The sequence below is a fragment of the Oceanimonas smirnovii ATCC BAA-899 genome (genome assembly GCF_000381965.1).
GTDB lineage: Bacteria > Pseudomonadota > Gammaproteobacteria > Enterobacterales > Aeromonadaceae > Oceanimonas > Oceanimonas smirnovii.
Map to the genome: position 1 here is coordinate 381,188 of NZ_KB908454.1, position 13,777 is coordinate 394,964.

Consider the following 13,777-nt stretch of genomic DNA (forward strand, 5'->3'; position numbering starts at 1 on the left):
TCCGAAACGGGAATATGCCGGTTGCCTACCGCCGTTATCGCTTTCCGCCGCTTTATGGGGAGCCTCAGCAACCGGAGGCCAGTCAGGAGGAAGAGCAGGCGGCTTACAGCGAAAGTCTGGAGCAGGGTTATCAAGATGGTCTGCAGCAGGGACATGCCGCTGGTCTGGAGCAAGGCCGGCAGGAAGGACTCAGGCTGGGAATGGAGCAGGGCATTGAGCAGGGCCGGCAGCAGAGTCTGGCTCAGCTGCGGGAGTTACAGCAAAATCTGGCTGATGAGCTGCGTCAGTGGCAAAGCAGCGCCGAGCAACAATGGCAGCAAGTGTCGTTGTCAGCACTGCACCGCCAGCGGGAGCAGTTGTGCCAGCTGGTGGAAGAAGTATCACGGCGGGTGATCCGCTCCGAGCTGACACTGAATCCGCAGCAGGTGCTGGTGATAGTGGAAGAAGCCCTGAGCGGCATCGACAGCCGCACCCAGGAGCTGCAACTTTTTGTGAACCCGGATGATCGCGCCCGGCTGAAGGAAATCGGCATCACCGAGTGTCAGGGCTGGGCGCTGCATGAAGATGCGGCATTGGCGCCGGGAGATTGTCGCATCGAAACCGAAACCCTGACCCTGGAAGCGCTTACCGAAGAGCGTCTGCAAAAGGGCATGGCGCGGGTGGCCCGAAGCCTGGAAAGCAGTGATGAGCCTGCTTGAGCACCGGCTGCAGCTGGCCCGGGCGGCACTCAATGACGAGCTGGATATCGGGCAGGTGTATGGCCGCCTGCTGCGGGTAACCGGTAATTTACTGGAGGTATCCGGCTGCCGGCTGGTGATGGGGCAACGCTGCTTTATCGATACCGACGGCGGCGGCGAGCTGGAAGCCGAAGTGGTGGCGCTGGATCGGGAACAGGCCATGCTGCTGCCGCTGGGTACCACTTCGGGTCTGTATGCCGGTGCCCGGGTGCGCCCCTGTGCCAGTGAGGCCAGCATACCGGTGTCGTCTCTGGCGTTAGGCCGGATTGTTGACGGCCTGATGCGGCCGCTGGATGGCCTGCCTGCCATCAAGGGGCAGCCGGTGCCCTGGCAGTCCGCCATTCCTAATCCGCTGTTGCGCCGGCGGGTAAGCGAGCCTCTGGATGTGGGGGTGCGTGCCATTAATGTCCTGCTGACACCGGGCAAGGGCCAGCGGCTGGGACTGTTTGCCGGCCCCGGCGTGGGCAAGAGCGTGCTGCTGGGCATGATGGCCCGTTACACTCAGGCCGATGTGGTGGTGGTGGGACTGATTGGCGAGCGGGGCCGGGAAGTGCGTGAATTTATTGATGACTGCCTGGGTGAGCAGGGCAGAGCCAAAACCCTGGTCATTGCCGCTCCGGCGGATCAAAGCCCTCTGCTGAGAGTGCGGGCAGCGGAAAGTTGCCACCGGGTAGCGGAGTATTTTCGGGATCAGGGCAAGGATGTGCTGCTGCTGATGGATTCACTGACCCGTTATGTGCAGGCCCGGCGCGAGATTGGACTGGCGGTGGGAGAGCCGCCGGTGGCCCGGGGGTATCCGCCTTCTGCCTTCAGCGCCCTGACCGGGCTGGTGGAGCGGGCCGGCAATGGCGAACAGCAAAGCGGCAGCCTGACCGCGTTTTATACGGTGCTGGCGGAAGGTGACGATCAGCAGGATCCGGTGGCTGATGCGGCACGGGCCATTCTGGACGGTCATGTGGTACTCAGCCGGCAACTGGCGGAGCAGGGGCATTATCCGGCTATTGATATCGGTGCGTCGATCAGCCGGGTAATGAGCAAAGTAGCCACTCCTGAACACCTGGCGCAGGCGGTGCTGTGCAAGCGCTGGTTTGGGCTTTATCAGCAGGTACGGGAGCTGCTGCCCCTGGGCGGCATTCAAAGTGGTAAAAGCCGGGAAACCGATGAAGCCATTGCAGCTTATCCGGCTCTGGCGGCGTTTTTGCAACAGAGCGAGCACGAGCCGGTCAGCCTGCAGCAAAGTTTGCAGCAACTGGCGGAACTGACAGGTAACCACAATGCGCAGACACCTGATTAACCAACAGAAAGAGCAGCTCACCAGCCTTATTCAGCAGCGCGATAACCTGCAGCAGCGGGCACAACAGCTGCAGCATCAGCACCAGGCGCTGTTACAGGCCAGAAGCGGACTGGCGGCAGTGCCGGCGGGCGGGGCACTGGGCTTGCTCAATCAAGGTCATATACGACAACAGCTGAATGCTGTGATTGACGGCCACCGGCATCAGCTGGCTGCAGCACAGCAGGACAGCGAGCGCCTGCAGCGGCTGAGCCGGCAGCAGGCGGGTAAAATCAAGGGGCTGGAATTACTGGAGCAAAAACGGGCGGAGCAGTATCACCGCGAACAGCAGCGGCGGGAATGGGAGGCTCAGCTGGAGTGGTGTGTCAGGCCGGCTGATAAACGGCCTCGGTAACGCCCAGGCGATGCTCCAGCCACTCTTTCTGACTGGCCAGCAGGCGGCCGTTGCTGTCGTTGAGGGCACGACACAGGCGCGCTTGCTGCTGTAACGACTGCCAGAGCCGGTCCAGTTTTTCCGCCAGCGGAGCGGGCAGGGACCGGCACAATTGCTCGGGAGAGACGACACCCAGTCCGGCCTGCAGCGTTTCCCGTCTCGCCGCCAGGGCAGCCAGCTGGCTGGTCAGGGTCATTTGTTTGGGGTTGTGGCTCAGCAGCCCCTGATGATCCTGGCCGGTAAGCAGACGGGCCTGATGTTGCAACATGCGGTGCAGGCGCTGATAGCCCTCCAGCTCCTGTTGCAGGGCCTGCCAGATTTCTTTCAGGATCTGTTTGCTCATCGGCGATGCAGCTCCAGTACCGCCTCAGACAGGGCATCCAGATCCAGCGGCAGTTCGCCGTTGGCAATGGCCTGACGTAATCGGGTGACCTTGTCCATGTCCACTTCCGGCAGTTCGTTCAGGGTTGCTTTGGCCTGCTGCAGCAGGCCCAGCTCCGGGCTGAAGGCGGTTTGCTCTGTAGAAGCGGCAGCAGCTTTGCCGGTGCTGCCCGCCGGTGCGTCACGCTGTGGTACCAGACTCAGTGGTGCAATACGGTGAGGGCTGATTTTCATACTATTTTCCATGATTAATACGGCTGTTAATAATGAACGACCGGGTCAGAGCAAAACTTTAACGCAAGCTTTGCACCCGGTTTTCGGCCACGACCCGGGCCTGAATGACCGTTTGTGAGCCGACATTGCGCACTCTGATCAGTTCTCCTTTGCTGCCATTTTCCAGCGCCAGCCCCGTGGTGGTAACAACAAATCCTTCGCCGCCGGCGGCAATGATTACCTGCTCGTTCTTCTTCACCATCCATAAAGGGGCCAGCAGTGCCGGATACAAAGGGGCACCGGCAGGCAGATCCCGCAACAGTCGTTGCCGGGGCGGTTTGCGCCCGGCCACAAAACCACGATACAGCCGCTCGAGACTCAGACTTTGCAGGCGCACTGCTGCCGGTGTCAGCTCCTGATCCCGGCGTAGACGCTCTTTGGCCACCCATACCGGCATTTGCACATTGACTTCCACCCGTGCCCGTGTGCTCCAGCCCGACTTATCGGGGCAGTGGATCAACCAGGGCACCCGCCCCCAAGGCTCATCATCTGCCCGGGCTGCTTCAAACTGCAAGGCCTGAGTACATTCCGGCAGATGTTCAGCCCCTGCAGGCAGCCAGGGGCTGAATTGAGCCTGATAAGGCAGCCAGTCCCGTTCGGCAGCATAGTCAGCCAGCCGTTGTTCGGCTGCCCTGACCAGTTCATTGGCCAGCTCAGCACGGACTGAAAAACTGAGCATGAGCATCAGCACCAGCAGGTACTTTCCGGGGGGAAAACGCCTTTCCCGAAGTAAGCCGGGAATGGCGTTGGTATGTTTATAAGTGTTTGTCATTAAAGGTTTTTTATATTTGGCATAAAAATTGAAAGACAATGGTGAAATCAATATGAGTGACGTGAAAGGTACAGCAAATGGCACTGGGATTCGACAAGGCGCTGGGTATTCATCCCCATGCATTATCGCTCAGGATGGACAGAACACAATTACTGGCCGGTAATCTGGCCAATGTGGATACCCCCGGTTACAAGGCCAGGGATATTGACTACAAAGCCGTACTGCAACAGACCGAGAGTGCCTTGCGTGAGGGCGTGAGCCAGCCGGGCCTGGCGTCCGGGCCTCTGTATCGTGTGCCCTATCAGCCGTCTCAGGACGGCAACACGGTAGAGCTTTCCGTTGAGCAGACCGCCTTTGCCGAAAATGCCATGGACTTTCAGACCAGTCTGACCTTTATGAACATCAAACTACGGGGCCTGCAGCAGGCCATAGAAGGACGGTAATTATGTCGTTTAGCGGAATATATGACATAGCCGGCAGCGCCCTGCAGGCGCAGACCAGTCGTATGAATACAGTGGCGTCCAACCTGGCTAATGCCGGCTCGGTGGCGGCCAGTGAAGAGGAAGCCTACCGTGCTATCAAACCGGTGTTTGCCACTTTGTATCAGCAGACCCAGGCCGGTGATCTGGCTGGTGCCAAAGTGAATATAGCGGGTGTCTTGCCCTCGGATCGCCAGCCCGAGCAACGTTATCAGCCGGATCATCCTCTGGCCAATGCCGACGGCCATGTGTATTACGCCGGCGTGAACGTCATGGAAGAAATGGCCGACATGATGTCTGCCTCGCGCAGTTTTGAGTCGGCGGTGGAAGTGATTGGCCGGGTGAACAGCATGCAGCAGGGTCTGCTGAATCTGGGGCAGCGTTAATCATGGCACTGGCAAGCATTAACGGCCTGGACAGCGCCGTCAGCAACCCGAAAAACGGCATAGCGCCTGCCGCCGGTGGTGGCGGTGTCAGTGATCTGCGCAGTGAATTTCTGCAGATGATGGTAGCCCAGATCAACAATCAGGATCCCCTCAACCCGCTGGATGGCACCCAGTATGTGACCCAGCTGGCGCAGTTCAGCATGGTGGAAGGCATTGAGCAGATGAAAATGCAGGCCCAGCAGCAGGCTACCCTGCTCGACACTCTGCAGGTGCTGGGCAGCACCTCCCTGATGGGGAAAAAGGTAACGGTACCGGTGCAGTCCATCAGTCTGGCGTCGGCGGAAAGCCTGAGCGGCACCATACCGGTGCCGGCGGGTACCGAGCAGCTTTCTCTGGAAGTTTATGACCAGAGCGGGCAGCGGGTTCATCAGCAGGAATGGCGCAATCCCGCCGGTGATCAGGACTTCAGCCTTGCCGAGCTGCCGGCGGGTGAGTACGAATTTAAGGTAGTGGCCAGCCGTAAGGGAGAGAGCCTGTCGTTATCACCCCATATGGCACGCACCGTTGAAAAAGTCAGCCTGCCTGCCGGTGGCGGCGACATCATGCTGGGGCTGGCGGGTGTGGGCCAGATGTCATTGTTCCAGGTGACCGAGTTCGGTCAGTCTTAATCGCTTAAGGAAATCAGTTATGTCCATGAGTATCGGCCTTAATGGTCTGCGGGCCACCAGCGAGTCGCTGGGAGTAATCAGCCACAATATTGCCAACGTATCCACCGCCGGTTTCAAGAGCGCCCGGGCGGAATTTGCTGCTGTTTATGGTGGTGGTCAGCCAAGTGGAGTAGAGGTCAGTAATGTTACTCAGAATTTTGAACGGGACGGTGATGTAGTGAACACCGGCCGCGCCCTGGATCTGGCCATTTCCGGCAATGGTTTCTTTATGACCAGTCTGAACGGCCAGACGGCCTTTACCCGGGCCGGTACCTTTAACCGGGATGCTAACAATTATATCGTCAGCGGCAACGGTATGCGCCTGCAGGGCAACATGGTCAATGAGGCAGGCCAGTTGCAGCAGGGCGTGATTGAGGATTTGCGGGTTGACGGAGCAGCTTTACCAGCCAAGGCCAGCACCCGGGTAGAATTCAGCGCTAACCTGAAGGCGGATGCGGAAATTCCGGAGGCAACTTTTGCTCCAGATGATGCTACCAGTTACAACTTTTCTCAGTCCAGTGAAGTGTTTGATTCACTTGGTTCCCGGCATGTGCTGACCCAGTACTTTGTTAAAACCGGTGCCAATGAATGGCAGCAGCACTTTTATGTGGATGGTGAGCCTCTGAATAAAGACCCGGCTTCACCACCGCCACCGGAAGCACCAATGTCGTTGCCCGGCGCAACCTTAAGTTTTGGCAGCGACGGTAAGTTCACTGGTGTTACCGGTACTAATGCTGTGATTGATGCCGATAATGCTCGGCTCAGCAAGATTGCGCTGGCCTTTACACCGGAAGGTGCCGAGCCGGTCAATATCACTCTTACTCCTGCTGACATGACCCAGTATGCGAGTGAATTCACCGTGTCCCGCAACCAGCCCGACGGTTATACCGCCGGTGAGCTGGCGGGCATTCGCTTTGAATCCAACGGTGATATGTATGCGGTATTTACCAACGGTCAGGATCAGATCAAGGGCAAGGTAGTCATGGCCAACTTTGCCAACCCCAATGGCCTGCGCCAGGGAGATAACACCAGCTGGCACCAGAGCTTTGCTTCCGGCGCGGCGGTCATGGGGGATCCGGGTACCGGTACTCTGGGCACCCTGACCGCCGGTGCCTATGAAGGCTCCAACGTCGATCTGACCGGTGAGCTGGTCAACCTGATGACCGCCCAGCGTAACTATCAGGCCAACTCCAAAAGCATCAGCGCCGCCGACAAGATGACGCAGGTGCTGTTCAACTCCTTCTGAGGCCGCTGAATGGATCGTTTGCTTTATACCGCCATGTCCGGGGCCCAGCACGCCATGATGGCTCAGGGCATTCGCGCCAATAACCTGGCCAATGCCAATACACAGGGCTTTCGGGCTGATTATGAGCAGGCCTCGGCCCGCTTTCTTGAGGGGGATGGGCTGCATACCCGGGCACTGGCCCAGAGTCTGCCCGCCGGCACCAATATGGCGGCCGGGCTCCTGCAGCAAACCGGCCGGGATCTCGATATCGCCATTCAGGGAGAAGGTTTTATCGGGGTTCAGAGCGGGGATAACAACGAAGGTTATACCCGGGCCGGCAATATGCTGATCAGCCCGGAAGGTGAGCTCACTATTAACGGCTATGCGGTCATGGGAGAAGACGGCCCTCTGGTGCTGCCCGAGTTCAGCAAACTGGAAATCGGCAATGACGGCACCGTCAGCCTGACCCCGCCCGGAGGCGGAGCTCAGATTGAAGGCGGCCGCATCAAGCTGGTACGCCCTGAAGAAGGGCAGCTGAAAAAGGGGCTGGATGGTCTCTTTTATGCCGACCAGCCCGGTCCATTGCCCGTGGATGAAAATATAGTGCTCAAGCAGGGCTATCTGGAAGGTGCCAACGTCAATGTGGTGGAAGAGATGGTACAGACCATGGCACTGGGCCGGCAGTTTGAGCTGCAGGTGCGCGCCATGAAAACCGCCGATGACCAGGCCCGGGCCGGTGCCCGCCTGATCCGCGGCAGCTGAGCTCCGGTCATTTAACGAATTGAAACAGGATACATAATCATGCATGCAGCCCTGTGGGTAAGCAAAACCGGTCTGAGCGCACAGGATGCGCGCATGACCGCCATTTCCAATAACCTGGCCAACGTCAACACGGTAGGTTTCAAGCGTGACCGCGTGGCCTTTGAAGATCTCTTTTATCAGGTGCAGCGTCAGCCCGGTGCGGCGGCGGATCAGCAAAACCAGATCCCTACCGGTATTCAGATGGGGAACGGCGTCAAGGTGGTGGGTACCCAGAAAGTATTTACTACCGGCAGTTTTCAGAATACCGGCCAGGAGCTGGATATGGCCATTGTGGGGCAGGGCTTTTTTCAGATTGAGCGCCCCAACGGTGAGCTGGCATACACCCGTAACGGCCAGTTTCACCGTAATTCTGAAGGGCTGATGGTGAATACCGACGGTCTGCCGCTGGTGCCTCAGATTGAGATTCCGGAAAACGCCATCAATGTGACAGTAGGTACCAATGGTATCGTCAGTGCCACTCTGGCTGGCCAGGCCGAGCCCCAGGAACTGGGTCTTATCACCCTGGCCAATTTTTCCAATCCGGCCGGACTTGAGGCCATGGGCGGTAACCTGTATCGCCAGACCGGCGCCTCCGGTGAGCCGATGGAAGGGCAAGCCGGTGATGAAGCACTGGGCACCCTCAAGCAAGGGACGCTGGAAGGCTCCAATGTGAACGTGGTGGAAGAAATGGTGGACATGATTACCACTCAGCGCTCCTACGAGATGAACGCCAAGGTGGTCTCGGCGGCGGATCAGATGCTGAAGTTCGTCAGTCAGGCATTGTGATGAACATATTGCGCCATTTGCCGGCGGTCGCGCTGCTGATACTAAGCGGCTGCACCACCTATGAGCTGGTTCCGCCAAAGCCGGGTGAGGATGACTGGGCGCCCACACCGCCCACAGTGCCGGCTCATCAGCAGGCCCGTCATGGCAGTGCTTTCAGCAACGGCACCATGATTGCCCTGTTTCAGGACAGACGTGCCTTTCGGGTGGGTGACATGCTGACGGTGCTGCTGCAGGAGCGTACTCAGTCCAGTAAAAAAGCCGACACCAGCCTCGATAAAAGCAGCAGCATTGATATTCCGGTGCCGCTGGTGGGGCGCAAGCTGCGCACCAACCTGACCGCCGAGGCCAGTGCCGACCGTGACTTCAGTGGCTCAGCCAGTACCAGCCAGCAGAACACTCTGTCCGGCTCCATTACCGTCACCGTCTCGGAAGTGCTGCCCAACGGCGTGTTGCGGGTAAAGGGAGAGAAGTGGATTCGGCTGAACCAGGGGGATGAATATGTACGTCTGCAGGGGCTGGTTCGCCTTGATGATATTGACAGCCAGAACCGGGTGCCGTCTCAGCGGCTGGCCGATGCCCGCATTACCTATGCCGGTCGCGGTGCGCTGGCCGACAGCAATCAGGCGGGCTGGCTGTCGCGGTTCTTTAACAGCAGCTGGTTTCCTCTGTAGGAGCTGAGAATGAAGTATTCGTTTTTGATCATACTGAGCCTGCTGCTCAGTGCCCTGACGGCGCAGGCCAGTGAGCGGCCGCTGCTGGATGTGGTGGACGTGCAGGGCATTCGTGACAATCAGCTGGTGGGTTATGGTCTGGTAGTGGGCCTGTCGGGCACGGGCGATCGCAGTCAGGTGAAATTTACCGGCCAGTCCATGACCAATATGTTGCGCCAGTTTGGTGTGCAGCTGGAAGACGGCACGGATCCCCGGCTGAAAAACGTGGCGGCGGTGTCGGTGCACGCCACTCTGCCGGCGCTGGCCGGTCGCGGCCAGACGCTGGATGTGACTGTGTCTTCCATCGGCGATGCCAAAAGCCTGCGCGGCGGCACTCTGCTGCTGACCCCGTTGCGTGGCGTGGACGGCCAGGTGTATGCCGTGGCCCAGGGCAATCTGGTGGTGGGCGGCCTGAAGGCAGAAGGTAACAGCGGCTCTTCCATTACCGTTAACGTACCCACAGCCGGGCTGATCCCCAACGGTGCCTTGATCGAGAATGAAATTCCTTCCAGCTTTGTCAGTGAGCCGGTGGTGACCCTGAATCTCAAGGATGCCAACTTTCGCAGTGCCCGTAACGTGGAGCAGGCCATTAATCAGGTGTTTGGCCCTGATGTGGCTCAGGCCACCGGCCCCCGTGCCATTGAGGTAAGAGCACCGGCAGATGCCCGCCAGCGGGTCACTTTTATGTCAATGCTGGAAGATGTGCGGGTTGATATGGGGCCAAAGCGGCCCAAGGTAGTCTTCAACAGCCGCACCGGCACAGTGGTGGTGGGACAGAATGTCAAGGTGCGGGCCGCTGCGGTCAGCCATGGCAATCTGACCGTGACCATTACCGAGCGATTTAATGTGAGCCAGCCCAATGCTTTCTCGCAAGGGCAAACTGCGGTCACGCCCGAGTCGGATCTCAAGGTGGAGCAGGAGCCGGGCGAGATGTTTGTATGGCCCGAAGGCACAGAGCTGAATGAGATAGTGCAGGCGGTGAACAGTATCGGTGCCAAGCCGGATGATCTGATGTCGATCTTGCAGGCGCTGGACGAAGCCGGTGCCCTGGAAGCTGAGCTGGTCGTGTTGTAAGGAATAAAAATAATGAAAACCGAACAGAGCCAATACCTTAACTGGCAGGGGCTGGATAGCATCAAGCGCCAGTCACCGGAGCAGGGCTTGAAGCAAGCCGCCGAACAGTTTGAAGCGATGTTTCTGCAGATGGTACTGAAAAACATGCGTTCCGCCACCGATGCCTTACGGGATCCCGACAGCCCTTTTGCCCCAGGCCCGCAGCAGACCATGATGCGCGACTGGCACGACGGCCAGATTGCCATGAACCTGGCTTCCCGTGGGCAGACCGGGCTGCGGGAGCTGATGGTGAATCAGCTGGGGGGCCTGTTAAAGACACCGGCTGCCACGGTCGCTAATAATGGAGAGACTTCCCTTGCCGCCTTCAGCCAGCCGCTGCGGGTGGCCAAAAACGGATAACCAGGAATGGCGATGATCAATAACGGCCTGTCGGGCCTGCAGGCAGCCCAGGCGGCGCTGAATACCATGAGTCAGAACGTGGCCAACGTAAATGTGCCCGGCTATACCCGCCAGGAAGTGCAGCTGGCAGCCCGGCAAAGCGGCTTTGGTGTCATGGGTGGCAGTGGTGTACAGGTCACCGGCATGCGCCGGGTGGCGGATGAGTTTCTCACGGCTCAGTTGTGGCGGGCCGAATCTGAAGCCGGCGAGCGCCGGCAGGTCAGTGATTATCTTGGCCAGATGGAAACCGTGCTGGGCAGCGAGGACAGCAGTCTGCTGCCCGGTCTTAATCAATTCTTTGCCGCCCTTAACGGTGCTGCCGAAACGCCCCAGAGCATGGCTCCCCGCCAGCAGATTATTGCATCGGCCAAAGCCCTGACTCAGCGTTTCAATCATCTTGGCAGTCAGCTGGATGCCCAGGAGCGCCGGGTGCTGGATCAACTGGATGCGACCAACAGCCAGGCCAACAGTCTGTTAACTCAGGTGGCGGAGCTGAACCAAAAAATCAAGTCGGTGGGTGCCAGGGGCGGTAACGCCGGTATTCTTCAAGACAGCCGCGATGAAGCGTTGCGTCAGCTGGCCGGACTGGTGGATATTCGTACCGCTCAGCAGGCCGATGGCACTATTAATGTGAGTCTGGAGCAGGGCCAGCCGCTGGTGCTGGGTAGCCAGGCTGCACAAATCAGCCGGGACGATACGCGCGTATCGGTCCATTTCAGCGGTCAGGATTACCCGCTTGACGGCAGCACAGGCGGCAGCCTGGGAGGCCTGATGCTGCACCGGGAGCAGCAACTGCAGCCGGCCCGCAATGAAATGAACCGCATTGCCGAAGAATTTGCCACTCAGGTCAATCAGCAGCTGGCCAAGGGAGTGGATCTCAATGGCCAGCCCGGTGCCCCCCTGTTTGAGTTTACCGCCGGTGATGCTGCCGGCAGCCTGAAGGTGCCCGATGATCTGACGCCGGAGCAGCTGGCGCTGGCCGCGGGGGCTGGCGGCCCGGGCAATAATGATAATCTGCAAACGCTGCTGGGGCTGGAAGATGCCAGTTATGAAAGTTATCGCTCGCTGGTGGGTGATCTGGCCATTACCAGTGCCCAGTGGCAGGCCGATGCCGCTGCATCCGATAATATTCGTACCGAGGCTCAGGCCCGTCGTGACGGTGTCAGTGGTGTTAACCTGGATGAAGAAGCCATGAACATGATGAACTATGTGCAGAATTATCAGGCCAATGCCAAGGTGATTGGTACTGCCGATCAGCTGTTCAATACCCTGCTCAACATGATTTAACGGGAGTATTCATGCGCGTCAGTACAGGACAAATTCAGCGGATCATGATGCAGAGCATGCAGCAGGGCGGTGCCGACTATGGCAAGCTGCTGCAGCAAATGGGCAGCGGTGATCGTCTTCTCAAGCCATCGGACGACCCGCTCGCTACTGTGCGGCTGCAGGGCATCGACAAGGAAATCAGTGCCATCGAGCAGTACGAAAAAAACGCTCTGCAGGTTACCAGCCGGCTGGGCCAGCAGGAAACCCAGATAGACGCCATGAAGGACATATTGCTGCGGCTGCGGGACATGACAGTTGAGGCGGGTAACGGCACTTATGGGCTGGAAGAGCGCCGGGCGCTGACTCAGGAAATGGAATCGCTCAAAGAGAGTCTGCTGGATCTGGTGAATGCCCGTAATGAAGAAGGCCATTACCTGTTTTCCGGCTCCCGCACCGATGTGCCGGCGGTGGCAGAAAATCCTGCCGGGGTATTCAGTTATCAGGGGGATGACTATCAGCGTCAGGTCAGCATTGCCAACGGCGTGAGCGTGTCTGCCAACGATACTGCCGAAGGGCTGATGTTTAACGGCGGCAATCTGCTGCAGGATGTACATGACTTTATTCAGCTGCTGGATACCGCTACCGGCAATATCAGCAATGATGTGGCCGATATGCTCAGCAGCATGGACAAGGGTATCGGTAATCTGACCCGCACCCTCACCGATATTGGCGGGCGTATCAATGGTCTGGAGCAGGTAGTGGCTACCCATGGCGAAATGAAGGTGTTTGGCCAGGGTCTGCATAATGAGCTGTCGGCACTGGACTATGGCGAAGCGGCAATGAATATGCAGCAGATGCTGCTGGCGCTGCAAAGCAGCCAGCAGGCCTTTGTTAATGTGAACAAGCTGTCGCTGTTTAACGCCCTGTAAGGATAAATAACATTATGCACGTTGCCAGCACACGTCCGGGCGCGGTCAACAGCTCGCTGGAGCCGGCCGGAAATATTGCTGCCGCTCCCGGTCCTGCCGACAAAAAAAATGGTGATAAGACGCTTATCACCGGCCGGACCGGACTGTCTGCACCGGGGCGTTTTCAGCAGTGGGGCAAGCTCAGTCAGGCTCAGTCCGGCGTGGCCCGGCTGCAGGCAGCGGAGCAGTCGCTGAATCAGGCCTGGCAGCAGTTGCGTGCTCTGGCCCAGCGGCTGCAGGCATCGGGTATGAATGCTGAGCAGCAGCAGCAATGGGGTGAGCAGCTGAGCCGGCTCAGTGAACAGCTGCAGCAGCAAGGCAGGCTGGATGCACGGCTGCAGCCCAAGGCGCTGGAAGGTAACGCCGCGCGCCATCGGTTTCAGCTCGACAAGGTTGATCTGCTGAGCGTAAAAGGCAGCCGCGAGCGTATTACCCTGTTGCTGGCCGGCCAGCAGCAGGCCATGGGTATTACCATTCACCCGGGGCAGCGCCCGGCGGATACCCTTGCCCAGCTGAACCGTCACCTGAAACCTGTTGGTATTACTGCTGCTGCGGCGCAGGGCAAAGTGCAGCTGGAAGCCAGCGACCGGGCCGAGGCCATATTGCGTCAGCCTATTTTAATGCAGGGGGAAGGCGTGCGGGTGCCGGCGGGTGAGCCGGTGCTGATCAAACCCACTCCCGAGCCCGATGCGCTGGCACCGTTGCTGCAGGCAGCCCGCAAGGGCGAGCTGGCCAGTGAGCGGGAACACCTGCAGCGGGTAATGAGCCGCATTCATGACTACAGCGCCCGGCTGCAGGAGCAGCGTCGTTTTATTTTGCAGCAAATGGCCGACGAATGGCCCGCAGTGCCGGCTCCGGCCAGCAAGGTTCCACTCGAACGCAGCGCCAGCCCTTTTGAGCAGCTGGTGTCGGCGCTGGTGGCCCAGGCCAATGTGACCCGCCACAATGCGGTGGCACTATTACGCAAGGAATAAGTTGCGCAAGGAATAAAAATTTTTACCTTTTCTTTTAAGTTGTCCAAATCAGCCGCCGTTTTAATTGAGTGAACCA

General features: G+C 58.8%; 18 protein-coding genes. 15 read left to right on the top strand and 3 right to left on the bottom strand.

The window, feature by feature from the left end; all coding sequences use genetic code 11:
• Positions 1–14: 14 nt before the first annotated feature.
• From G364_RS0101720 to G364_RS0101730, 3 genes are read left to right on the top strand one after another with little or no spacing between them, the layout of a single operon-like run.
• Complete coding sequence (locus tag G364_RS0101720; RefSeq protein ID WP_019933420.1) at positions 15–698, top strand: FliH/SctL family protein; 684 nt, start codon at positions 15–17, stop codon at positions 696–698.
• Complete coding sequence (locus tag G364_RS0101725) at positions 685–2,031, top strand: FliI/YscN family ATPase (protein ID WP_019933421.1); 1,347 nt, start codon at positions 685–687, stop codon at positions 2,029–2,031. Before G364_RS0101720 ends, G364_RS0101725 begins: the two co-directional genes overlap by 14 nt.
• Positions 2,012–2,422, top strand: coding sequence for a hypothetical protein (locus tag G364_RS0101730; protein ID WP_019933422.1), 411 nt, complete (start codon positions 2,012–2,014; stop codon positions 2,420–2,422). The genes G364_RS0101725 and G364_RS0101730 overlap by 20 nt, the downstream gene beginning before the upstream one ends.
• Here the strand turns inward: G364_RS0101730 and flgN are convergent.
• The 3 genes from flgN to flgA are packed head-to-tail and all read right to left on the bottom strand — an operon-like array spanning position 2,394 to position 3,887.
• A complete protein-coding gene (flgN, locus tag G364_RS0101735) occupies positions 2,394–2,804 on the bottom strand; it encodes a flagellar export chaperone FlgN (RefSeq protein WP_019933423.1) in 411 nt (136 codons plus the stop codon). The genes G364_RS0101730 and flgN overlap by 29 nt on opposite strands.
• Positions 2,801–3,076 (bottom strand): flagellar biosynthesis anti-sigma factor FlgM, encoded by a 276-nt coding sequence (gene flgM, locus G364_RS0101740; protein WP_019933424.1) that lies wholly within the window; start codon positions 3,074–3,076, stop codon positions 2,801–2,803. The genes flgN and flgM overlap by 4 nt, the downstream gene beginning before the upstream one ends.
• Positions 3,077–3,134: 58 nt before the next feature.
• The gene (gene flgA / locus G364_RS0101745) at positions 3,135–3,887 is read right to left on the bottom strand and encodes a flagellar basal body P-ring formation chaperone FlgA (protein ID WP_245541353.1); all 753 of its coding nucleotides are present in this window, start codon (positions 3,885–3,887) and stop codon (positions 3,135–3,137) included.
• A gap of 77 nt (positions 3,888–3,964) precedes the next feature.
• On the opposite strand from flgA, the gene flgB reads away from it, so the two are divergent.
• From flgB to G364_RS0101805, 12 genes are read left to right on the top strand one after another with little or no spacing between them, the layout of a single operon-like run.
• On the top strand, positions 3,965–4,330 hold the full coding sequence (gene flgB / locus G364_RS0101750; RefSeq protein WP_019933426.1) for a flagellar basal body rod protein FlgB: 366 nt from the start codon (positions 3,965–3,967) through the stop codon (positions 4,328–4,330).
• A gap of 2 nt (positions 4,331–4,332) precedes the next feature.
• Positions 4,333–4,752, top strand: a complete 420-nt coding sequence (gene flgC / locus G364_RS0101755; protein ID WP_019933427.1) for a flagellar basal body rod protein FlgC — start codon at positions 4,333–4,335, stop codon at positions 4,750–4,752.
• A gap of 2 nt (positions 4,753–4,754) precedes the next feature.
• Positions 4,755–5,420, top strand: a complete 666-nt coding sequence (locus G364_RS0101760; protein WP_019933428.1) for a flagellar hook assembly protein FlgD — start codon at positions 4,755–4,757, stop codon at positions 5,418–5,420.
• Between the two features lie 19 nt (positions 5,421–5,439).
• A complete protein-coding gene (gene flgE, locus G364_RS0101765; protein ID WP_019933429.1) occupies positions 5,440–6,705 on the top strand; it encodes a flagellar hook protein FlgE in 1,266 nt (421 codons plus the stop codon).
• Between the two features lie 9 nt (positions 6,706–6,714).
• Complete coding sequence (locus G364_RS0101770; protein WP_019933430.1) at positions 6,715–7,446, top strand: flagellar basal body rod protein FlgF; 732 nt, start codon at positions 6,715–6,717, stop codon at positions 7,444–7,446.
• A 39-nt stretch (positions 7,447–7,485) separates the two neighbouring features.
• Positions 7,486–8,271, top strand: coding sequence for a flagellar basal-body rod protein FlgG (gene flgG / locus G364_RS0101775; protein WP_019933431.1), 786 nt, complete (start codon positions 7,486–7,488; stop codon positions 8,269–8,271).
• Entirely contained in the window at positions 8,271–8,942 is a 672-nt protein-coding gene (flgH, locus tag G364_RS0101780) for a flagellar basal body L-ring protein FlgH (RefSeq protein ID WP_019933432.1), read from the top strand. Before flgG ends, flgH begins: the two co-directional genes overlap by 1 nt.
• 9 nt (positions 8,943–8,951) lie before the next feature.
• Complete coding sequence (gene fgIL / locus G364_RS0101785; RefSeq protein WP_019933433.1) at positions 8,952–10,055, top strand: lateral flagellar basal body P-ring FlgIL; 1,104 nt, start codon at positions 8,952–8,954, stop codon at positions 10,053–10,055.
• Between the two features lie 12 nt (positions 10,056–10,067).
• Positions 10,068–10,454, top strand: a complete 387-nt coding sequence (locus tag G364_RS0101790) for a rod-binding protein (protein WP_019933434.1) — start codon at positions 10,068–10,070, stop codon at positions 10,452–10,454.
• Between the two features lie 6 nt (positions 10,455–10,460).
• Complete coding sequence (gene flgK, locus G364_RS0101795; RefSeq protein WP_026344610.1) at positions 10,461–11,780, top strand: flagellar hook-associated protein FlgK; 1,320 nt, start codon at positions 10,461–10,463, stop codon at positions 11,778–11,780.
• Between the two features lie 11 nt (positions 11,781–11,791).
• Positions 11,792–12,688 carry a flagellar hook-associated protein FlgL gene (flgL, locus tag G364_RS0101800; protein ID WP_019933436.1) on the top strand — a complete coding sequence of 299 codons (897 nt, stop codon included), beginning with the start codon at positions 11,792–11,794 and terminating at the stop codon, positions 12,686–12,688.
• 14 nt (positions 12,689–12,702) lie between these two features.
• Positions 12,703–13,701 (top strand): hypothetical protein, encoded by a 999-nt coding sequence (locus tag G364_RS0101805; RefSeq protein WP_019933437.1) that lies wholly within the window; start codon positions 12,703–12,705, stop codon positions 13,699–13,701.
• Positions 13,702–13,777 lie beyond the last annotated feature (76 nt).